This window comes from Geminicoccus roseus DSM 18922 (assembly GCF_000427665.1).
GTDB classification, from domain to species: Bacteria; Pseudomonadota; Alphaproteobacteria; order Geminicoccales; family Geminicoccaceae; genus Geminicoccus; species Geminicoccus roseus.
In genome coordinates this window covers 24,594-45,780 of record NZ_ATYL01000005.1, presented here as the reverse complement: position 1 = coordinate 45,780, position 21,187 = coordinate 24,594, and the positions used below count along the sequence as shown (strand labels likewise).

At 60.4% G+C, this 21,187-nt stretch carries 16 protein-coding genes; 3 read left to right on the top strand and 13 right to left on the bottom strand.

Going from position 1 to position 21,187, the window contains the following annotated elements; genetic code table 11:
• Positions 1-313: 313 nt before the first annotated feature.
• Entirely contained in the window at positions 314-1,009 is a 696-nt protein-coding gene (locus GEMRO_RS33905) for a hypothetical protein (protein WP_157505400.1), read from the top strand.
• A gap of 493 nt (positions 1,010-1,502) precedes the next feature.
• Here the strand turns inward: GEMRO_RS33905 and GEMRO_RS26775 are convergent, their stop codons facing one another.
• A complete protein-coding gene (locus tag GEMRO_RS26775) occupies positions 1,503-2,204 on the bottom strand; it encodes a transposase (protein WP_084506400.1) in 702 nt (233 codons plus the stop codon).
• A gap of 19 nt (positions 2,205-2,223) precedes the next feature.
• Here GEMRO_RS26775 and GEMRO_RS0101135 point away from each other — a divergent pair, with 19 nt between their 5' ends.
• Complete coding sequence (locus tag GEMRO_RS0101135) at positions 2,224-5,583, top strand: AAA family ATPase (RefSeq protein ID WP_035484528.1); 3,360 nt, start codon at positions 2,224-2,226, stop codon at positions 5,581-5,583.
• Between the two features lie 1,506 nt (positions 5,584-7,089).
• On the opposite strand, the gene GEMRO_RS33900 is transcribed toward GEMRO_RS0101135, so the two are convergent.
• The 5 genes from GEMRO_RS33900 to GEMRO_RS0101105 form a co-directional block, all read right to left on the bottom strand.
• On the bottom strand, positions 7,090-7,455 hold the full coding sequence (locus GEMRO_RS33900; RefSeq protein ID WP_157505399.1) for a hypothetical protein: 366 nt from the start codon (positions 7,453-7,455) through the stop codon (positions 7,090-7,092).
• Positions 7,456-7,462: 7 nt separating this feature from the next.
• Positions 7,463-7,705 carry a hypothetical protein gene (locus tag GEMRO_RS33895; protein ID WP_157505398.1) on the bottom strand — a complete coding sequence of 81 codons (243 nt, stop codon included), beginning with the start codon at positions 7,703-7,705 and terminating at the stop codon, positions 7,463-7,465.
• A gap of 690 nt (positions 7,706-8,395) precedes the next feature.
• A complete protein-coding gene (locus GEMRO_RS0101120) occupies positions 8,396-9,352 on the bottom strand; it encodes an IS5 family transposase (protein WP_157505397.1) in 957 nt (318 codons plus the stop codon).
• 19 nt (positions 9,353-9,371) lie between these two features.
• Positions 9,372-10,348, bottom strand: a protein-coding gene (locus GEMRO_RS26770; protein ID WP_157505396.1) for an IS630 family transposase whose coding sequence is annotated in 2 segments (ribosomal slippage) — positions 9,372-10,007 and positions 10,010-10,348 — 975 coding nt in all. Because the reading frame shifts where the segments join, the coding sequence is not laid out codon by codon here.
• Positions 10,349-10,415: 67 nt separating this feature from the next.
• Positions 10,416-11,390: an IS481 family transposase gene (locus tag GEMRO_RS0101105; RefSeq protein ID WP_027132550.1), complete on the bottom strand. Its 975-nt coding sequence runs from the start codon at positions 11,388-11,390 to the stop codon at positions 10,416-10,418.
• Positions 11,391-11,481: 91 nt separating this feature from the next.
• Here GEMRO_RS0101105 and GEMRO_RS35890 point away from each other — a divergent pair, with 91 nt between their 5' ends.
• Positions 11,482-11,823 carry a Tn3 family transposase gene (locus tag GEMRO_RS35890; RefSeq protein WP_157505401.1) on the top strand — a complete coding sequence of 114 codons (342 nt, stop codon included), beginning with the start codon at positions 11,482-11,484 and terminating at the stop codon, positions 11,821-11,823.
• Positions 11,824-11,958: 135 nt separating this feature from the next.
• Here the strand turns inward: GEMRO_RS35890 and GEMRO_RS0101100 are convergent, their stop codons facing one another.
• The 7 genes from GEMRO_RS0101100 to GEMRO_RS26765 are packed head-to-tail and all read right to left on the bottom strand — an operon-like array spanning position 11,959 to position 21,074.
• Complete coding sequence (locus GEMRO_RS0101100; RefSeq protein WP_027132549.1) at positions 11,959-12,672, bottom strand: M48 family metallopeptidase; 714 nt, start codon at positions 12,670-12,672, stop codon at positions 11,959-11,961.
• Positions 12,669-15,884, bottom strand: coding sequence for a type I restriction endonuclease subunit R (locus tag GEMRO_RS0101095; protein ID WP_027132548.1), 3,216 nt, complete (start codon positions 15,882-15,884; stop codon positions 12,669-12,671). Before GEMRO_RS0101095 ends, GEMRO_RS0101100 begins: the two co-directional genes overlap by 4 nt.
• Positions 15,884-16,729, bottom strand: coding sequence for an HAD family hydrolase (locus GEMRO_RS0101090; protein WP_027132547.1), 846 nt, complete (start codon positions 16,727-16,729; stop codon positions 15,884-15,886). The genes GEMRO_RS0101095 and GEMRO_RS0101090 overlap by 1 nt, the downstream gene beginning before the upstream one ends.
• Positions 16,730-16,740: 11 nt before the next feature.
• Positions 16,741-17,946: a restriction endonuclease subunit S gene (locus GEMRO_RS0101085; protein WP_084506399.1), complete on the bottom strand. Its 1,206-nt coding sequence runs from the start codon at positions 17,944-17,946 to the stop codon at positions 16,741-16,743.
• Positions 17,943-18,965: a virulence RhuM family protein gene (locus tag GEMRO_RS0101080; protein ID WP_027132545.1), complete on the bottom strand. Its 1,023-nt coding sequence runs from the start codon at positions 18,963-18,965 to the stop codon at positions 17,943-17,945. Before GEMRO_RS0101080 ends, GEMRO_RS0101085 begins: the two co-directional genes overlap by 4 nt.
• Positions 18,958-20,475 carry a type I restriction-modification system subunit M gene (locus GEMRO_RS0101075; protein WP_027132544.1) on the bottom strand — a complete coding sequence of 506 codons (1,518 nt, stop codon included), beginning with the start codon at positions 20,473-20,475 and terminating at the stop codon, positions 18,958-18,960. The genes GEMRO_RS0101080 and GEMRO_RS0101075 overlap by 8 nt, the downstream gene beginning before the upstream one ends.
• On the bottom strand, positions 20,472-21,074 hold the full coding sequence (locus tag GEMRO_RS26765; RefSeq protein WP_035484514.1) for a restriction endonuclease subunit S domain-containing protein: 603 nt from the start codon (positions 21,072-21,074) through the stop codon (positions 20,472-20,474). Before GEMRO_RS26765 ends, GEMRO_RS0101075 begins: the two co-directional genes overlap by 4 nt.
• Positions 21,075-21,187: the final 113 nt, after the last annotated feature.

Genomic DNA, 21,187 nt, shown 5'->3' with positions numbered 1-21,187 from the left:
TATATTCATCATAAGACAAATTACCTTATCATGAATATAAATCTATGAGCTTGCCAATTGGGCGTTCGCTGGGGCGAGATAAGAATTGCCTATCCACGATTGCACATCAAAGACCATCATTCACCTCAAGTGAATATCTTGCACTATAGTTGATGAACTTGTCTATAAAGACAAAATCCTATTTGTATAGTTGAAATGATAAATACAAAGCTAACTCATATTGACATAGATATTTTATCATTATACGGAGTGTCTATGCAGAGATCAGTGATGGCTGATCTTATGGCAATGTCTAATTAAGGGGTGCTTGGATATGCATTTCAAACAGAAAAAAGTCGCTTATAACCCTAGAGAAATCGAGGTGGACAGAAAATATCCAAATGATTTGTCGCCTATGCGCTGGATGACGCATTCTATTCCATCTAGAATGCAAATGAATACTGAGGAAGATTGCATCAGTGAGCGGGGCCTCCATGTTGGGATCAGATCAGAATCTGTTAACCAACAGCCTAAGAAGCCATTTTTCGCCTTAGAAAGAGAAGCAACAGCAGTTCCTCTTAAAGCGCCTGTCGATCGCGTCGGGCAACATGTTCATACTGAGCCGCGCTCTGAGGCGCCAAGCAAGAGCGTGCCTAGCAGCAACAGCCCGGGAGATGACTTGGCCGAGTTGTCCAACATGAATTTCAAGCCGTTCGATCAGGCAGTCGCCTTGATGCTCTGCGCACGAGGCTGCTCGATCGATGCTGTCGCAGGATTTCAGCAATGTTCTCCCGTAACAATAGAGCGGCTTTGCGAAATCGCGGAGGTAACTCCAGCGAATGAGATCACCGATATTATGGACATCGTAAACAATCTGGAGCAAGCAGATCATTTTTCATTGTATTTCCTGCGCCACAGATATGGCTCAACAAAAGCTAAAAGAACCTGCAGTAGAGCAAGATCAAAAGTAAAGAACATAATGAACTTAGTAAATTCATCAAGGATCAATAATATAAAATGGACGGTATAGATTGCTGCAGGTCTGTATTTTGCTGTAACTGGCCTTCGAAGCTGAATCTACCTGTTGAGGCGATATAGCAAAACGCTCAAGACTATCCTTTTGCCCTCTTTGTCTTGTTGACTGGAGCTATTCCAGGCTGCGGATAGGGAGGGTGAGCGACATCACAGGCGTCGCGGCGGGTGATGACAAAGGACCGATCGAGAAAGATTGCACCGACGGATGTAAAATATCTAAATGAATTGATGAACTCTGACTGTTCTCCGAGGATTGCTCAATTACTTCAACAAAGATACTGAAAAATACCACCAGCACGCGATGAGCAGCGGTCTCGCTTTACAGTGGGTGGGTGAGCCGATGATCTAGCCTCAATTATTCACCGGGGTGAATAACGCGGCCGGAGCGGGACGGCGATAGACGTGCGGAGCCGTGGCGCCGGCGGCGCGATCATCGGGGCTGGCCGGTTGCGAGGAATCCGCTCCGTCGGGGCACACCGCCTCGGGGCTCAGGGCGGTCTCGCGGCCCGGATCACGTGCCGTAGCACGAGGGTGACCTCGGCCCCGTCCGGGGTCTTGCCGGTGATTGCCTCGTAGACGTGGATCGGCAGGAAGCAGTACCCGCCGTAGTGGGCGTGGAAGAGCGCGAGCTGCTGGCGGCCGTGGGCCCGGTCCTCGGTGTGGTCGATGTCGAGCACGATCCGGCGCGGCACCTGCTCGAAGCTGTCGCAGAACAGCTCGACCATGGCGGCCATCATGCGCTTGAGGGCCGTGATCGTCGGCTGGTTCTCCAGCCGGCACATGGTCGGTTGGGAGCATAGATCCGCCCCGCTCTCGGGCGGTCGGCCCAGCGCCATCTTGAACGCTGGATCACGACGTAGCGCATCGCAGTCGTTGGCGTCCGGGGAGCCGGCCGCGATCAGCAGCACCCGGAAGCGGATCATGTCGAGGAGCGTGTGGCGCACCCGTTCCGGGGAGCGCGGGTCGGTCAGGCAGCGGGCCAGACGCTCAGCGATCCCGAGCCGGCGCTCGATGTCCGCCAGCACGAGCACGCCCGCGTCGGAGGTAAGGCGGCCGCCGTCGAAGGCAATTTGTACGCCTTTGCCGGCGATCGGTGACGAAGCGGACAGGACCAATGCACCCTCCGTCAAGGCCACCGCCGGGCGATCGGTCGTGTCGGCCCGGCGCGGCCTGGGATAGACTGCTGCCATGGAGGCGAGCGCCCGGGGGATGACGGTGGATGTCGGGGCTTGGCTACGCGGCCTTGGTCTAGGCCAGTACGAACCGGCGTTCCGCGACAACGACGTGGGCGCCGACCTGCTGCCGACCCTAACCGCGGACGACCTGCGCGAGCTCGGCGTCAGCTCGCTCGGGCACCGCAAGCGGCTCCTGGCCGCGATCGCCGCCCTCGGTCCGCCGGTCAGCCTAGAACCATCGGTGGCACCTCCGGCGCCCTCGACGCTGCCGACCTCGACGGAATCGCAAGCCGAGCGACGACAGCTCACGGTGATGTTCGTCGACCTGGTCGGCTCGACCGAGCTCAGCCGCCGCCTCGATCCCGAGGAGATGCGCGACATCATCCGTGCCTACCAGGACGCCGTCGCGGGCGCGGTCGCCCGTTTCGAGGGGCACGTCGCCAAGTTCATGGGCGACGGCGTGCTCGCCTACTTCGGCTGGCCCCGGGCGCACGAGGACGAGGCCGAGCGCGCGGTCCTAGCGGCGCTCGCCGTCGTAGGGGCCGTCGGCCAGCTCGGCCCCCGTGCGGGTGCGCTCCTGGCCTGCCGGGTCGGGATCGCGACCGGGCTGGTCGTCGTCGGCGACTTGATCGGCGAGGGGGCCGCGCGAGAGCAGGCCGTGGTCGGCGAGACCCCGAACCTCGCCGCACGGCTGCAAGGGGTGGCCGGGCCGGGTCGGGTGCTCGTGGCCGGGACGACGCGGCGCCTGCTCGGCGGCCTCTTCGCGCTGGAGCCGCTCGCGGTTGGGCCGCTCAAGGGCTTCGGGGGCGAGGTGGAGGCCTTCCGCGTCCTCGGCGAGGACCGGGTCGAAGACCGCTTCGAGGCTCTTCGTGGCACGGACCGGGCCCCGCTCGTCGGCCGCGACCACGAGCTCGCCCTCCTGCTCGATCGGTGGGAGCGGGCCAGGGAGGGGGAAGGCCAAGTCGTCATGCTCTGTGGCGAGCCGGGCATCGGCAAGTCCCGCCTGGTCTCGGCGCTGCGCCACCGGCTCCGGGACGAGCCGCACACCGTCCTGCGCTACCAGGCCTCCCCGCACCACCCGAACAGCGCGCTCTGGCCGGTCGCCGAGCAGCTTGAGCGCGCGGCGGGGATCGAGCGGGAGGACCCGCCAGCGGCCAACCTGGACAGGTTGGAGGCCCTGCTCCGCGAGGCCGCACCGGAGGTGGCGGCCTCGGCCCCGATCCTCACCGAGCTGCTCGGGCTGCCGGACCTCGGGCGCTACTCGACCCGCGAGCCGAGCCCGCAACAACGCAAGAGCGAGACGTTCGGGGCCTTGCTCGCGCAGCTCGACGGCCTCGCGGCGCGCCGCCCGGTTCTGATCGTCTTGGAGGACGCGCACTGGCTCGACCCGACATCCCGCGAGCTGTTCGACATGGTGGTCGGGCGGGTGCAGCGGCTGCGGGCGCTGCTCGTCGTCACCTTCCGGCCCGAGCTCGCGCCGCCTTGGGAGGGCCACCCGCATGCGACGCTGCTGACGCTGGGCAGGCTGGGGACGCGGCAGGTGTTAGCGATCGCTGAGCGGGTGGCGAGGGGATGGAGGCTGCCGGACGAGGTGCTCGGGCGGATCCTGGCCAAGTCGGAAGGGGTGCCGCTGTTCGTCGAGGAGCTGACCAAGACCGTCCTCGAAGCGGGGCTTCTCGATGACGTCGGTGACGGGCCTGCGCCGGCAGGACCGTCGTCGGCCCTCGAGGTCCCAGCGACGCTGCAAGACTCGCTCATGGCGCGGCTGGATCGCATGGCCCCGGTCAAGGAGGTGGCGCAGACCGCCGCCGCGATCGGGCGAGAGTTCGGCTACGCGCTCCTGGCCGCCGTTTCGACCCTGCCCCCGCCGGAACTGGGACGGGCTCTCGACCAGCTCGTCGCCGGCGAGCTGCTGTTCGTCCGGGGCACGCCGCCCGAGGCCAGCTACGCCTTCAAGCACGCCCTCCTCCGTGACGCGGCGTACGAGAGCTTGCTGAAGAGCAGTCGGGCGAGGCTACACGGCCGCATCGCGGCGGCGTTGCAGGAGCGTCGCTCCCTCGGGTCGGAGCCGGAGGTCCTCGCCCACCATCTCACCCTCGCCGAGCGGTACGAGGCCGCCACGGACTACTGGCTCCAGGCGGGCGTGCGGGCGAGCGACCGGTCGGCCTACGTCGAGGCGGCGAACAGCCTGGCAAACGGGCTCCTCACCGTCGCCCGCGTCGGCGACCCCCGGACCAGGCTCGAGATGGAGCTGCGGATTCGGGGCCTGCTGGTGAGTGCGTTGCGGGCCACGAAGGGGCACGCTGCCGCGGAGCTCGAGGACACCTTAAGGCGGAGCCTGCACCTGGCCACGGAGCTGGACAACCCTGTCGAGGTCTCCCACGCCCTGAACGGCCTCTCGCTGGTGCACGTCAACCGTGGGGACCTGCAACAGGCGCGCATGCACGCGGAGGAGGCGCTCCGGCGAGCGGACCTGGGTGGCGACCGGCCCTGCCAGATACTCGCACACCGCACCATGGGGACGGCGCTGCTGCTGGCCGGCGAGTTCGCCTCGGCCCGCCGCGAGCTGGAGCGGACCGTCGAGCTCTACCGGCCGGAGCAGGACCGCACCCTGCTCCAGCGGTACGCGTTCGACCCGTTGGTGGCGGCACTGGGCTTCCTGGAGTGGATCTGCTGGATCCTCGGCTACCCGGACACGGCGCGCCGCCACCTCCGGAGGAGCGGCGAGCACGCGGAACGGCTCGGCCACGGCTACAGCGTGATCTACCACCACACGACGGCGGCGCTCCTGCACCTGATGCTGCGCGACCCCGCGAGCACGCGGACGCACGCCGGCACCGTCATCGAGCTCTCGGAAGAGCAGCGCCTGCCGTACTTCGCCTCGATTGCGAAGTGCTGCGACGGCTGGGCGCGGGCGACGGCCGGCGACGGGGAGGTGGGCATGGCACGGATCCGGGAGGGCCTCGCGGCCCGGCAGGCGGTCCCGTGGGAGCCGTTCATGCTCGCGTGCATGGCGGACGCGCTCCTGACTGCTGGCCGCGGGGATGAGGCGATGACTCGCCTCGCAGAGGCCGCCGATCTGGTCGAGCGGACCGGCTCGCGGTGGTGGGAGGTGGAGCTGCACCGCCTGCAGGGCCTGTGCTGGCTCACGCGGCCGACACCCGATGCCGATCAGGCGGAGGCGGGCTTGCGAAGGGCGCTCGACGTGGCCCGGTCGCAAGGAGCGAGGTCTTGGGAGCTACGGGCGGCCATCAGCCTCGCGCGGCTATGGGGCGAGCAAGGCAAGCCGGCGCAGGCGCGGGAGCTGCTGGCGCCCCTCCACGCCTGCTTCACCGAAGGGCTCGACACCCGCGATCTGCAGGACGCGCGGACGCTCCTCGACGAGCTGCAATGATTTCATCGTGAGCGGCACGACATGGGCCGCTGCTCTGCCGATCAGATCGCGCAGGACTCACTCTCATGAATTATCCGGGCTAGCAGAGCCCAACTCTACGGGCTGTCGGCAAGGCCTTGTTTGAACGCGATCACAAGACCATTCGCCAGAAGCAGAAGCTCACGACTGCCAAACCGGGCTCCCCGAAGGCGAGTGCCAAGCCGCTTCTGGGCCTAGCCTCTGTCTGCCCGCTAATCGAGATTGCTTTCAAGGCGCCTAGCAGCCCCGTAGGCAGCGATTCGACAAATGATAGTATTTCGCATCGGCATGATGATGAAGCGTGCCCACGCGGCTCTATGGCTCTGCAAACATCATGCTGCGGCGATCGTCATGCAGAAGAGAGTGCGCCTGCCATGTTCCTGGAGCGACTGAGGGATGTTCAAGTTGCAAACGAGAGCATCGACCCGAACTTCAAGCATCTGTCTCTCCGAGAACAGCTGCAGGCCCTCGTCGAAGAGGTTCCGCATCCCGGATGATCTCAATCCAGTGACCCAGGCCCCTCTTCGCCGTGACCTCTATTTGGGAAACGGCACCATGATGGTCGCATCCTTACTCGTTGCTCTGCTGCAGATGCAGATAAGGCTGATCTCTCGGCCTGGCCAGGACATACAGAATGTTCGTCCCCTTCCTGCCTCTCGATGCGCCTGATCGATAAGGGGTGGGTAGCGAGCCGGGAAAGGCTCGGGATCTGGGTTTGTCCGCCAGGTAAAGAGCTATGGGCTTCTCGGGAGGCAGATCGGAACATCGGAGCCAAGGACGCGTCAGATACCTGCGCCATCGAGGGCAACGGCAGCGCGAGGGGCGACGGATCTATCGCGTGTCCCGGAACAATCGCTTCCACGGCCGCACCAGGATCGACACCGTCAACGTGAGAGCCTGGATCTGCTCAATGAGTGAGGCACAGACGGTGGCGCGGCGGCAATGAGTGGCTTGAAACGAACACCATTGTTGTTGTTGCGGGCTTTGCCGCAGCCAAAGCATGCCTCCCATAGAAAAAAAGCCTCCATGCTCGTTAAGAGAAGGACGGCTCTTTCCTCCTGGAGAAGTTCGTAGTTCCCCAATATCCAGGTGATGACGCGGCTGATCAGATAATGATCAAATGCGTATCACAATGCCGAAAACTCTTATCAGATCGTTATAATTGCTAGCAGTTATTGATCTTTGATATGAGAAGTTTTCCAATCCGAATGGATTAGATTGATCACCAGTTTTTAGAAAGAATTACGCTATTTCAGATAGTTAGATCTCGCTAAATGATCAGACCGTCCTCATGGAGGTCTGATCTGAGGGTATATCCTCTTCTTGCTTGGTCTCTTTGCGTGCAAGCGGCTCATTCCAGAGGGATCTTTCTTTCATGCTTTTGCGCCTATTGTCGGTATCCAGGCAAGATAGCTCGATTACGGTCCCGTTGATCGTCTCTCGTTGATCGAGCCATCCAAGCCTGATAGGCGAGCGGTCCGTTCCAGATCATTTGCTTAGATCAACCAGAAACAAGATCCAGCTGGTGAGCAGGATGAAGGCTAGCAGTCCGCCAAAGACCATCTGCAGCAGTTTTGTTTGCGATTTAACGCGCTCTGTTTGTTCATTGATCTTGTCGATCTCCAGCTCTTTTTTAAGCATCGTGATCGCATGATCTAGCTGCCACCGCATGATCGGCTGATTTCTATCTTCCTGTATCATCTGATGCCTCCTGAGATCGCCCACATAAGAGACTGTACGATTGGCTGCCGCCGCAGAAGAACCAGCATTCTGCACGTCATCGCCATGTAACAGATAGCGCTCGGCTAAAGCTTCCTTACAGCCAAATGTCGAAAAAGAACCCAATGCAGACATTCTTATATCAGATTCCGCTTTTGCGCAGGAGATCATCAAAGAACGCAGAAGTTGACATTCTCTTGATTGCCATTTGCTTCTTGATTTCTGCTATGCGCTCAATTTCGATTTCAAAGCACATATTAGCCGTTGCTTTATCCTGAAGCTGTTTAGTTCTTGGGTGCATCCGTAGTTTCTTATTCATATACATTTTTGCTTCATTCAAGTCATCTTCTGCATGTTGTAGCAATGTCTTCTCTGGCTTGCTCATCACCCTAACCCCGTCACTGCCATCGGTTTTGGAGATGACAAGCTGTAGAAGATTAGATCTAGACAGTCCAGACCATATAATGGCATAAAAAATTTCCATTTAAGAGTTCGACTCGAATCGTAGTAGTGTGGAGTCAGTACTTGCTGATATTAATAATACTTGTAGTTAAGTTAACACGTAAAGAGTCATATTTAATAATGACATTTGACTTTGCATGCATTTGAATTACGGTAACCGTGCATCACCAATAATTCGAATGATCCTCAGATATTTCTCGATATGGTCTGCACATGATGAAGAGCATGTCTGCTATCCACCGCATCGAATTGAACGAGCCGCCGCCATGCTGGTCCATTCCAGCTTGATAAGACACGGCTACCGCAATCGACTGCTGGTCAGGATCGAGATAGCCATTCCAATCTGGAGGCTTGATAGTAGAGGATGAGGATCTGGAAGAATGCGATCCAACCCAGAACAAAAAGGATGATTGATCAGGCCTTAATGTTGCCTAGAGCATTTGCGGTTTAGTTGGCTACATAGCCGGCATTCCTGAGGAGACTGGCGCGAAAGCCCTAGGTCCGTGGTCTGACGACAAGACATGGCGGATTGGCGGTGCCTGCGGCGGATGACGCCTGCTCGACCCATTGTCGGCCAGGTAAGATCGGCCTGTTTGGGATCTCTGGATGTCGATCAGGCGGTGATCTGATTCGCTCTTCTCAGGTTCATGGCGGCACAAAGCAGCCAGAGCTGGCAGCGATTGCGCTCCAGGCCGCGGTAGCGCACCCGGCGATACAGGTAGCGCCGCTTCATGGTGCCGAAGAGCTTCTCGATCTGCCCGCGCAGCGGCGTGATCGCGACGTTCATCCACTTGTGCCAGTCAGGCTGACGCTTGCCTGCCTGCCGGCGGTGCATGATCCGGTCGACGATGCCGATGGCGGCCAGGGCGTCTCGCCGCGTCATCGACTCGTAGGCCTTGTCGGCCAGCACCGCCGCCTCGTCGCCGCAGATAAGGGCATCGGCGGCAGTGCTCTCGCCGATGTCGGCGCTGGTCAGGATCGCCTTGCGGATCAGGTCGCTCCCCTGATCCACCGCTAGGTGCGCCTTATAGCCAAAGAAGCTGCGTTGTCCTCGGCGGGTGAAGCCGGCGGCAGGGTCCCGCTCCGACACCTCACCCTCGCGCATGGGCGGCCGCTTCACGTCGGCTTCCACCAAGGTCGCATCGATCATGGTGCCCGCCTTGATGAAGAGGCCACGCTGTTCCAACTGCCGGTTCAAGGCGTCGAAGACCATCTCCGCCAGACCTGCCTCGGCCAGGTCGATCCGAAAGCGCGACAAGGTGGTTGCGTCCGGCACCGCATCCTCCAGACCCAGGCCACAGAACCGCCGGAAGCTCAGCCGATCGGCCAGGGCTTCTTCGAGATCACGATCAGACAGGCGGTACCACTGTTGGAGGAGCAGGGCCTTGAGCTGCACCAGTGGCGGATAGGCAGGTCGTCCGGTCGGTGCGCGACGCATGGGCTGCAACAACACTTCGATCGGCTGCCAGTCGACCTGTGCCCTGATCCGCTCCAGGCGCTGGTTGCTGCCAAAGGCCGCGGGCAGCAGCGCCTCGACTAGGCTCACCTGACCCACCGCCTTGCGCACCATCGGCCGCTCCCATCCCGCCTCACCAGGATCGAATCACAGCAGCACCGCCAAGGCCAGGGTTTCGCGGCAGTCTCCTGAGGTAGTTGGCGCATTCGGTGGTGCTGAAGGTGGTGAGCAGGTGTCCGATAGTGCTCCAGAGGGTTTCGCGGCTTCGGGCGGTGGCCTGACGCAGGAGCGTCTTGAGCTTGGCGAAGACCTGCTCGATCGGGTTGAGGTCGGGCGTATAGGGCGGCAGGTAGAGGAGGCTGGCGCCGGCAGCGGCGACGGCTTCTCGAATGCCTGCCACCTTGTGCGCGGCGAGATTGTCCATCACCACCACATCGCCAGGTGTGAGAGCAGGTACGAGTAGTTGCTCGACATAAGCTCGAAAGGTCGAGCCGGTCATGGCCCCGTCCAGGACGAGCGGGGCGACGATGCCGCTGGCGCGCAGGCCGGCGAGGAAGGTGGTGATCTTCCAGTGGCCATGCGGGGCGGCATCAACCAGGCGCCGGCCCTTCGGCCACCAGCCGTAGCGGCTGACCATGTTGGTGCCAGCACTGGTCTCGTCCAGGAACACGAAGCTGGCGGGGTCGAGATAGCGCTGCCAGATCCGCCAGCGGTGGCGATGCCTGGCCACGTCCGGCCGAGCCTGCTCGGCCGCCCTCAGCGTCTTTTTTTGTGCGACAGCCCCAGCCGGCGCAGGGTCGACCAGATCGTCGTAAGGGAGCCCGCCTCAATGCCGCGGCGGACCAACTCGGCCTGGATCTGGGCCAGGGTGATACCCTTGTGCCCGGCCACCAGTTCCCGCAGCAGGTCCTCATGCCCGGCCAGCAACGGCTTGCGGTAGCCGCCGATACTGGCCGGCTGGGTGCTCCCGGTTGCCCGCACCCGCCGCATCAGCCGATGCACCGCCGTCGGGCTCACCTTAAAGCGGGCCGCCGCCTGTCGGGCTGAACTGCCGGCCTCAATCGCCTGCACCAGCCGCAAACGCAGATCCTGGGAAAAGGGTGCCGCCATCGCTGCCGCCTCCACTCAGATAGTAGAAGCTCCAGCCAAACCAGCACTCGCGCAAACCGAAAATGCTCTAGGTGTGCGGTCCCGAAATGAGGTGGTGCGGGTTGATCTTGAAGATGGAGGGCTCAGTCGTCCAAGCATCGCAGATCACCTGGAAGGGTGTCCGCCATCGCAGTGCCTTGAGGTGCTTGGCGAAGTTATAGGCGGTGACGAAGGCCAAGACGTGGGCCTGGAGTGCCGTGAGGTCTGGGTAGTGGAAGGCTTTGATGGTGGCGTCCTTGACCGTCCGGTTCATCCGCTCGGCTTGGCCATTCGTCCAAGGGTGATAGGGCCTGGTGAGCTTGTGGGTAATTCCGTGCTTGCTGCAGACGCGGTCGAAGATGTGACCGCCGAAGAGAGCCTCGATCTCGGGATAGCGGCCACGGTTCTTGGGCAGATCGGCAAAGGCCATGCCGTTGTCGGTCAGGACGGTATGGATCCGATAAGGGAAGACCTCGACCACCTCGTTTAGGAAGGCGGCGCCGTTCGCTTTGGTATTGGCATCCAGGAAGGCGACGTGGGCGAACTTCGAGACGCGGTCGATTGCCAGGAACATGAAGAGCTTGCCCTGGGCCAAGCGCAGCTCGCAGACGTCGATGTGGACGTAGCCGATCCTGGTCTCGGTAAAGCGCTTGCGCTGCGAGGCCTTCTCCTCGCCTTGGGGCAAGCGGGAGATGCCGTGGCGCACGAGGCATCGGTGCAGGGCGCTGCGCGAGAGCTTGGGGATCGTCTCCCGCAAGCAGCCCAGCACGTCATCGAGCGGCAGAAGGGTACGCCGCCGGAACTCTATAATGATTGCCTCCTCGGCCTCGGTCAGGACGGAGCTGCGCGGCCGGGATGGTCCCATCTGCTGATCGGCGGTCGTGGTCCGATGGCGCCACTTGGCAACGGTTTTGGGATTCAGCCCGTAGCGCGTGGCGAGGCTGCGGGTCGTCTCTTGCGACGCTTGGAGTTCGGCTCGAACTCGCGGCGTCGTTCTGGCTGAACCATGAAGACTTGGTGCCATAGCGCGTCCTCCCCCTCACGCGACAGTGCACCACGACACTCCGAGACCGAACACCTAGCCTGGGCAGCCGCCCGAGCGGCGCTGGTATGGTATCGAACTCCGACGGCAGCACTTCCACGTCGGCGGGCCGAGCGAGGCAGTCGGCGCCATCAACGCATGCCCTAGCGAGGATCTTGACGTCTCCGTCTCCACCGCCGTCTCAGATCGCTTCGTACCCTCCCATGACAAGCTGCTGCCGGCGAGGCAGCGCACGTCGTCGACAAACTGCTCTACCACCACGCGAACCTCGGCATCGTGGGCCACCACAAGCGACGGCGGCGTGAGTGGCCAAGTCTTCGCCTTGTACCATCTCCTCGGCTTTCGCTTCGTGTCATGTATCCTGAACCTGGCCGACCAGCACCTCGTCACCAGGGTGGCCCGACGCAAACGATGATGCTGCGTCTTGTGGCGCGGGCAGCACACACCTCGATCCAAGGCTCCAGCACCTCCCACTTCGTATCACTCCGTGCGCCCGTCATTGGCCATCGTGCCTGCTGCTCATGCCACAGATGGGAAGAATGATTAGGAGCTAAGCCATGATTCGTTCTAGACGTTTCTTTCGTTTCTGCCAGTCAGGTAGCACTCGATCCAGAAGCTCAAAAAACTGTGGACCGTGATGTGGCTCGGCGATGTGGCAGAGTTCATGGGTAATGACGTAGTCGATTGCATCGATGGGCGCCCCGATGAGCCGTCGGTTGAGCAGCAACCTGCCTGCTGACGACATTGACCCCCATCGCTGTTGCAGCTGTCGGATGATCAGCCCCTGAGGACGATATTTCTGGGGTTCAGAAAACCGGAGTAGATTGATCTCCAAGCGCTCGACGAACTTCAACTGAGCGCGTTGGCGATACCACTGCTCCACGAGCTCGCGCGTGACATCGATCCTGCTGGGTTTGTGGCTTTGCACGACAATGAAGCCACGGACGAGCTTCACCATAGCCTGCACATGAGGCACCACCTTCAGCCGGTACTGTCGGCCGAGATACAGATGGGTTTCGCCGGCGACATACTTCCGCTCGGGTGTTCGAGGAAGATACTGAGCAAAGAAGCGCTGTTGGCGCCGCACCCATGCAGCGCGTTTGCGTACTCTCTGCTCGATCACGGCAAGTGGAGCGTCTTGCGGCGCAGCGACGACAACCGTAGCGTCAGGCTCCACCGCGATCTCAAGCGTTGTCCGCTCACGGCGCACAACCATGAAATCGATGGTGTGCTCGCCGTACTGAACGCTATGGTGCTCGATCATCCGGGGAACCGTGCGCGGGCAAGATCCATGATCTTGCTCTCAAGATCATCCATCGTCTCGACCGGCAGCTCGAGGCCCTTCTCGTCTCGCAGGACGTCAAAGAAATAGTCGTCGATGGCGTTTCGCATGTTGTTCTGGGCAATGTCATTGGACCATACATCGACAATGTGGTGGCTCTTGATGATATCGATGATATCGATCGCAATGATGGCAGTATCATTCTTGCTGTTAGGCTCGCCATCAGATCTCAAGAGCACGCCGTCGAGTATGCCGAAGAAGGCTTGACCATCTTCATTGCCCTTTATGGGATCAGGGATGTCACGACCATGATCTTTACGTGCGACCTTGTTGGCCAAGTCGACCACGATGTTCAGGTATTCCCGCTCCGACAGGCGCTTGGCACGATACTCGGAGATCGTCTCCTCCAGCAGTTCAGAAAAGCGGCGATAGAAGGTAGGGTCTTCGTCCATCCTCTCCGTGATGGCTCGACGAGTGGCGCTCGCGATCCGGTCCGCCTTCGAGGCTTCCGAAACGCTGGCCTCCTCAACGACTGCCTGGAGTGAGTCCTGGTCGTTGATGTTGACGATGCCGATGATGATCTCGGCCGGCATGGCGACCACGTGATCATCGAGAAGCTTCTGGATCTTCGGCTCGAACTCCTTGACGTCGACCGTTTCCTGGTAGCGCAGCTGGACCGAGCGCTTCAGTTCCGAGAATTGCTTCCAGTCGCGCTTCAGGGTGTCGACCTTAGCCTCGTCGAATACGTCGAGAAGCTTGTCGGAGGACAAGGATATGTGCAGGCACCGGCTGAAGATCCTGAGCCGTTCATAGAAGTCCTGCCGGATGGCTTCGTCGGCCAGGAACTGCTCGAACTGCTCCATGTCCTTCTTGTTCTTGACCGGCTTGAACAGATCCCAGAGCTGGCCATGCAGTTGGGGTAGCCTGCGGATTTCCTCGCGCACGTCGTGAACGGTGCCGGTCAGATCGGTATCGTCGAAATCTTCAAAGGCGCTGTAGGTCGTAAGAGCCGAGTCAAGCTCGCCCAGCAGGCCCTCATAGTCGATGATAAAGCCGAAATGTTTCTCGATGCCGTCCTCTTCATAGAGCCGGTTCACGCGCGCGATCGCCTGCAGGAGATTGTGCTCGCGTAATGGCTTGCAGACATAGAGGACCGTGTTCCGCGGTGCATCAAACCCCGTCAGCAACTTCGACACGACGATCAGGATCTCCGGGTCGCCGGATCCTTTGAATGCGTCGATGATCTGACGGTTGTACTCGTCCTCTGTCTTGTAGCGGGCCATCATGCGCGCCCAGAAGCCACGCACGAGATCCTTCGACTCCTTGTCGACCTCCTCGTTGCCCTCATTGTCGTCAGGTAGCGAGATGACGATCTCGCTGGTGACGTGCCCGATCTCGTCCAGCACTTCCTTGAAGCGGACGGCAGCTGCCTTGGAGGGTGCAACGAGCTGCGCCTTGAAGCCCGTACCCTGCCAGTGCTGGCGAAAGTGCTCCGAGATGTCGAAAGCCTTGGCGCGGATAGCCTGGCCAGTCTTCGACAGGGCGCCCGTGCGCGAGAACTTGCGCTTCAGGTCGGCTTTCTGGCTCGGCGTCAGACCTTCGCTGATCTTGTCGAACCAGCGATCGATCACATCGCCATTGACCTGCTGCTCGACGAGGCGTCCCTCGTAGAGAAGCGGCACGACAGCCCCATCCGCTACCGCTTCGTTGATGGCATATTTGTGGATCAGCCCGCCGAAGGTGGAAAGCGTGTTCTTCTCCTTCTTCAGCAGCGGCGTGCCGGTGAAGCCGAGATAGCAGGCCTTGGGCAGCAAGCGGCGCATCTTGATGGCGAACTGGCTGTTCCCACCATGGCGGCCGGTCTGCGACCGATGGCTCTCGTCGACCAGAACGAAGATGTTGGCGTCATCGTCCACATCCGCCGTGCCCCTGGCCGCGGTATCGAACTTGTTGATGATGGTGGTGACGAGCGGCACCCTATTGCGGATCAGCTCGATCAGGTGGGCGCCGCTCGTCGCCCGGATGGGCTCCAGGTCACAGGACCTGAACGTATCCTTGATCTGCTTGTCGAGATCGTCGCGGTCGGTGACGATCACGATGCGCGGGTTCGAAATCTCCTGGTCGAGCGCAAGCGAGCGACCGAGCATGACCATCGTGAGGGACTTGCCCGACCCTTGCGTGTGCCAGATCACGCCGCCCTTGCGCGGACCGTCCAGGTTGAACTGCCGGACGCGTTCCACCGCCTTGCGGATGCCGAAGAACTGCTGGTGGCGGGCGACCTTGCGGATGCCGTTGTCGAACACCGTGAAGCGGTGGACCAGGTCCAGCAGGCGTTCAGGTCGGCACAGTGCATGAATCGCCCGGTCCTGCGCCGTGACCGCACGAGGGCCTTCGGCGGCCATTGTCTCGAAATGAGCCCGGGCACCTGCGAAATCGCCTGAAAAGATCGCGTCCGCCTCGGCAGCGGTCAGAGGACGATTGGCCAGCCGGGCAATGTCCTCGTCCCGGTCCTGCTCGTCCCGCCAAGTCTGCCAGAACTGCCCCGGCGTACCGACCGTGGCATAGCGCGCCTCTTGCCGGTTCATCACCATCAAGAGCTGCGCGAAGTGGAACAGCTGGGGGATGTTGTCTTCGTTTTGATAGCCGATCAGCTGACTGCCCGCCTTCTTCAGGCTTTCGGTCGGCCGTTTGTTCTCGATCACCAGGAAGGGGATGCCGTTCACATAGGCCACGATATCGCAGCGCCTGGTCTGGATGCTGGCCGTCCGCTCGACGGATAGTTCGGTGGTGACATGGAAGACGTTGTTTGACGGCGTCCCCCAGTCGACGAAGCGGAAGGAATAAGACTTCGAATCTCCCTGAATGGTCTTGGTAATCGTCGTGCCGAGGATGAGCGTGTCATAGATGTCCTGGTTGGTGCCGCGCAGGCCTTTTTGCCGATCAGGTGTAGGCTTCAGCCGCCGGATCGCCTCATGCGCATCCGCAAGGTCGAAGGCATAGTCGCGCCCGCGATGGGTGAAGCTGTTGATCCGCAGGAGATGGTCGGCCAGCACGTCGTCGAGCACGACATTACGCAGGCGGCCACCACGCAGGTTCACCGCCTCGGCTTGGCTCAGTGGCTTGAAGCCGAGGGCGACGAGAAGCTGGATTGCGGGGATCTGAGATTGATGTTTCTCGGCGGCATCGAACGTCATTATGCAGCCTCCGAGAGAAGACCGGAGAGCGCAGACCGTGCGGCGACGGCGACGATATTGGCCTTGATGATCCGATCAAGCTCGCTGCCGTCCGTGTAACTAGCTGGGGCTACGCAGTGGACTCTGCCATCCTTGATGTATTTTTCGGCCTTGCCACGGGCACCTTTTGTGTGCGGCTTGAACACAGCGACGGAAAGCCCGCCTTGTTCCTTGATCAAGCGGAAGCACGGGATGTCGGTCGAGCCGTCGCCGATGAACACCATGTTCTCGAAGGGAACGAGTCTATCACGCTTTTCAACGAACTGGTTGATCTTGCTGTTATCGCTCAGGTCGAAAGCGCCCTTGTTGATGCGAAAAAGATACTGCGTCTTGGTCGTGTAGTTGACGGCGAGCGCCGGCCAAGCGGCGACACCATTATGATCGAACATGAACTTCGATGCATAGACCTGGGCAAACTTGGAAGCAATTGGTGTACCGGCGAAGATCTCGGCGTTACCCGACGAAACGAGGTAGTGCTCGACGCGCACACCTTGTGCTTTGCCATAGCTGGTGATGCGGTCGAACCAATCCTCAACCCCTTCGAACAGTTGGATGGCCCTACCTCGTGCCTTGAAATCGTCCCGTCGCACTGGAACGCCCGCCGCTGCAGCCTTGCGCAGCATCAGGTTCATGTAGACGAGCACCTCATCGGCCTGATGCTCTCTGGTCAGACGCTTCACCTCCGCCCAGAATGCCGCAGGCTTCATGCCGATGTCGGGCAGGAACTGATGCTCCTGCATATTGCCGTCCGCCAACGTGCCGTCGAAGTCGTAGGCGATCGCCATCTCGATATGCTTTTTGGCCATACGCTTCTCCTTCAGACAGCGACACGCCACTCGCCGGTGAGCAGCCTCTGCATCAGGCCGTGCTTTTGGCGGGTAAGGGTTTCGATTTGCTTTCCGAGCACGGTGATCTCGGCCATGCTGACATCCAAGAGGTTCGCCTGCTTTTCTTGATCTTCGACGGGCGGCAGGAAGACCCTGATCTTGGAGAAGGCGGGGAACTTGAGATTCCACGTGTCACTCGTCAGGCCTTGTGAATAGCGTTCGAAACCGAACACCATTCGGCGCGACTTGAAGAGGTGTGCGGCATACCGGCCTAAGACCCAGTTCGCGGCAGGCGTTACGACCGTGTATGCGGGGCTGATGATGCCGCGAAGAGCCGACAGACCAGAGACGCCCTGCCACATTCGCATCGTGTTGTAGCCAATGTCACCGGGCAGGATGAGCTTGTAATTGGACTTGTCTTCCGTTGAGGTGTCTTTTCGCCCTACATCGTCGCGATTGATTACACCGCCATTCATAGTGATGCTCAGCAGGCGGTCACCTTCCTCACCCAGCTGGTTGCGTTCACGAAAGACGTCGCCCAGTTCGAACTCCCGCCACGTGCTCGGGCGATCATGAAAGGTAGGATGGCAGGGATCGAAAAGCCTTTGGGCAATTGCCTCATAGCGCCGCTCCTTGGCCGCCCGCAGCGCCTCCAGCTTCACAATGGCCTCGTCCCATGTCCGCAGGATTTCGGCGATCTTGTGCTGTTCGGGGAGGGGAGGGATCCTAATTTGAACACCAAGCAGCCGATCCTGCGAGATGTTCTTCATAGTGCTTTGGGTACCCGTCGCCTCGACTTGAATCAGCTTGCGAATGCGGTAGCTTTGTAGATTACTGATCAACCAGTATTGATCTATATTTACTGCAGTACAGATCTCCCACAGGAGATCAGAAAGAAAGATATTTGGCACGTCGCGCTCTACTAGTGCCGTCGCTCCAATAATATCTTCTGAATTTTTACGGCAAAAAACAATTGTTCCTCCAGTTACTGGCGTTCGTAAAAATCTATGTTCGGAGGGCGGAACATATTTGTTTTGGAATGGATTAAAGCGTCCATTCAGGACTGCCCCTGTTTTGAGCACCCCCATTTCAGAGGGAGAGGCTTGTCGGTCCTCGCATTTCACGCTGAAGCCACCGCGTATACATGAAATCACATCATTAAGGGTGCCCAGCTTCCACGTCTTCGGGAGAGTCATTGTTTTTCTCCCTTCTTCAGTTTCGTTGAGGCTTCGGCGATACGTTGCAGTTCCGCCAGATCTCCTCCCTCAGCCGCCGTCACCCGCTCGGCCTCGCGCCGCTTGCTGTCGAAGTCGGCATAGCGGGCATAGGCGATCGTTTCGGCCTGTTTGGCCGAAACGGTGCCGGCATTCCGCAACAGCGGCAGCTCGTTGCTGGTCAGGAAGCTGTTGAGCACGCCGTCCCATTCCGCCAGCCGCATCGTCTGCCGGCGGCGGGCGCGCAGGTCCGCTGTGTCGAGGAACATGGTCACGATCAGGTTCAGTTCTTTGATCTCGGCCTCGCCGAGATAGTTCTTGGCCGTGCCGACATCGCCCTTGCGCACCACTGCACCTTTCCAGGCGGTCAGCCCCATGTTGGGCGCATCCGGGTTAGCGCGGGCGCGGATCAACTCACCTGCCGTGTGGCCGGTTACAGCATAGAGCATCTTGTTCTGGATCTTTGCGTAGAACTCTGCCGCCGCGCGAGATGTTGGATCGTAGTCCTCGCTCAGCGCCAGGATGTCGCGCACCTTCTGATAGAACCTGGCCTCGGACGCCCGGATATCGCGGATACGTTCGAGCAGCTCGTCGAAATAATCGAAGCGCGGGTCCTTGAGGCGGGCGTCGTTCATGACGAAGCCTTTGACCAGGTACTCCTTCAGCGCCGAGCTGGCCCAGCGGCGGAACTGCACTCCGCGCGGCGACCGGACCCGGTAGCCGACGGCCAGGATCATATCGAGGTTATAGTGCTTCAGCCTGCGCTGGACCTGCCGGGCACCCTCGGTGCGAACTTGTAAGAGTTCGTTACAAGTTGCCCCTTCGTCCAGCTCGCTCTCGTCGTAGATCGTACCGATCAGCTGGGTGATGGCCTGTGGCGTGGTCTGGAACAAGTCGGCCATTTGCGCCTGAGTAAGCCAGACGGTCCCGCCGACGGCCCGCAGCTGGATCTCGGCAGCGCCATCCTCGGTCGTATAGAGGATCAGCTCGCCATCAGACATCGACACCCAGCTCCTTCAGGTAGGTCGCCATGCGACCGCGCACGTCGGCAAGCTCGGTCTCGAGCTGGTTGATCTGCTTTTGCAAAGCGGCGACGTCGATCTCCTCCTCCGGTTCAAAGGTATCGACGTAGCGAGGGATGTTCAGGTTGAAGTCGTTTTCGGCGATCTCCGCCGGGCTGGCGCGATGCGAGCACCTGTCGGTCTCGGCCCGGCTCCGGTAGGTCCCGAGCACCTTGGCGATGTGCGCCTCGTCCATCACGTTCTGGGTCTTGCCCGGCGTGAACTCCTTGCTCGCATCGATGAACAGCACGTCCCGACGTGCCTCGTTGGCGCCGCCCTGCTCGCGTGAGCGGTCGAAGACCAGGATCGCGACCGGAATGCCCGTCGTGGTGAAGAGGTTCGCGGGCAGGCCGATCACGGCATCGAGGAGGTTTTCCTCGATCAGCGCCTGGCGGATCCTGCCCTCGGCGCCGCCACGGAACAGCACGCCGTGCGGAACGATGACGGCGACCCGTCCGCTCTGCCGCCTGGCGATCTCGATCATGTGGGTGATGAAGGCGTAGTCGCCCTTCGACTTCGGCGGGATGCCGCGCCAGTAACGCTTGTACTGGTCGCTAGCCGCGTGTTCCGCGCCCCACTTGTCGAGGCTGAAGGGCGGATTCGCCACCACCACATCGAATGTCATCAGGTGGTCGCCCTCGATCAGCATGGGGCTGTTGAGGGTGTCGCACCACTCGATGCGGGCGGCGTCCTTGGAATGCAGAAACATGTTCATGCGTGCGAGCGCCCAGGTCGCACCGTTCACTTCCTGCCCATACAGGGCGAAGTTCTCGGAACCGACCTCCTCGGCCGCACGGATCAGCAGTGAGCCGGAGCCGCAGGCGGGATCGCAGATGGTATCGCCGGGCTTGGGTGCTGCCAGCTTGGCGAGCAGCCGTGATACGGCGGCAGGCGTGTAGAACTCCCCGGCCTTCTTGCCGGCGTCGGATGCGAAACGAGAGATCAGGTAGATGTAGCACTCGCCGATGATGTCCTCGGTTACCCGCGACGGGCGCAGATCGAGGGCGGGCTTGGCGAAGTCCTCGAGCAGGTTCTTGAGACGGCGATTGCGGTCCTTGACCCGACCAAGATTGGCTTCCGAATTGAAGTCGATGTTGCGAAAAACACCTTCAAGCTTGGCGCGGTTCGCATCCTCGATCTTCTCGAGCGCGATATTGATCTGCTCCCCGATATTCGCCTCGTTCCGCTTCCCGTAGAGGTCATAGAAGCTGGCATCCTCGGGCAGGACAAATCGTTCCCGCTCTAGCCTTCGACGGATACGGGCCTCATCGCCGCCAAACTGCTTGCGGTAGGTTTCGACATGATCGTTCCAGAGGTCGGAAATGTACTTCAGGAACAACATCACCAGGATGTAGTCCTTGTATTGACCCGCATCGACTACACCTCGGAATGTATCGCATGCGGCCCAGGCAGTCTGATTGATATGCTGTTGCGTAAGTTTGTCGCTCATGTTTTGCCTTTTCGCTTAATGTTATGGCAACTCATCTTGAGACTTTCGCCAAGGATCAGGCTGGCCAGTTGTCTTCGTTTATCAGCCACAAGGACTGACAGCGCCCGTTCGCGCTCCGCCAGGACATCGATTGCGACGATCCTGCGTTGCGTTTCGATGTTGGGAATGTCGATTTGAAGGTCGTCGAGGCTCGACTTGGGCACCATCCGCATGCTGGTGCCGCGTGCCGCATCGTTGAAATGCCGCTGCGCCGCCGGCTGATTGATCACCCAGGCTAGGTACTCCGGGATCACGACATCCGGCTTCGGGCGCAAGATGATCAAGGGCAGGACCGCAAGCGCCGGCTCGTCAAAGCGTTCGTTGAGTGCGGATGCGGTGCATCGATCACCACGTGAGCGAAAGAGCACGTCCCCGGCACGGACGAAGTAACGATCGGGAAGGTCTGCGAGATCGACCCGCGTCAGGCGATCGGGCTCGATAGCGCCATCAGCCGAAATATCCCGCAGCTGGATGACCGGCACACCACCGTACCGGGCAGGCTCAAGCCTGCTTCGGGCGGTATACCCTGTCTGGATCAAGCAAGTTTCGGTAAGCCGCACGGCATTCTCGCTGTATGTCTTCCTACAGCGCTTAAGTCATATGTTCAGGTCAATCAAGCTAAAAGTTCGCTGTAGTGCTTCCTACAGCACTTCGTTCCTCATTGGGGGCTGGA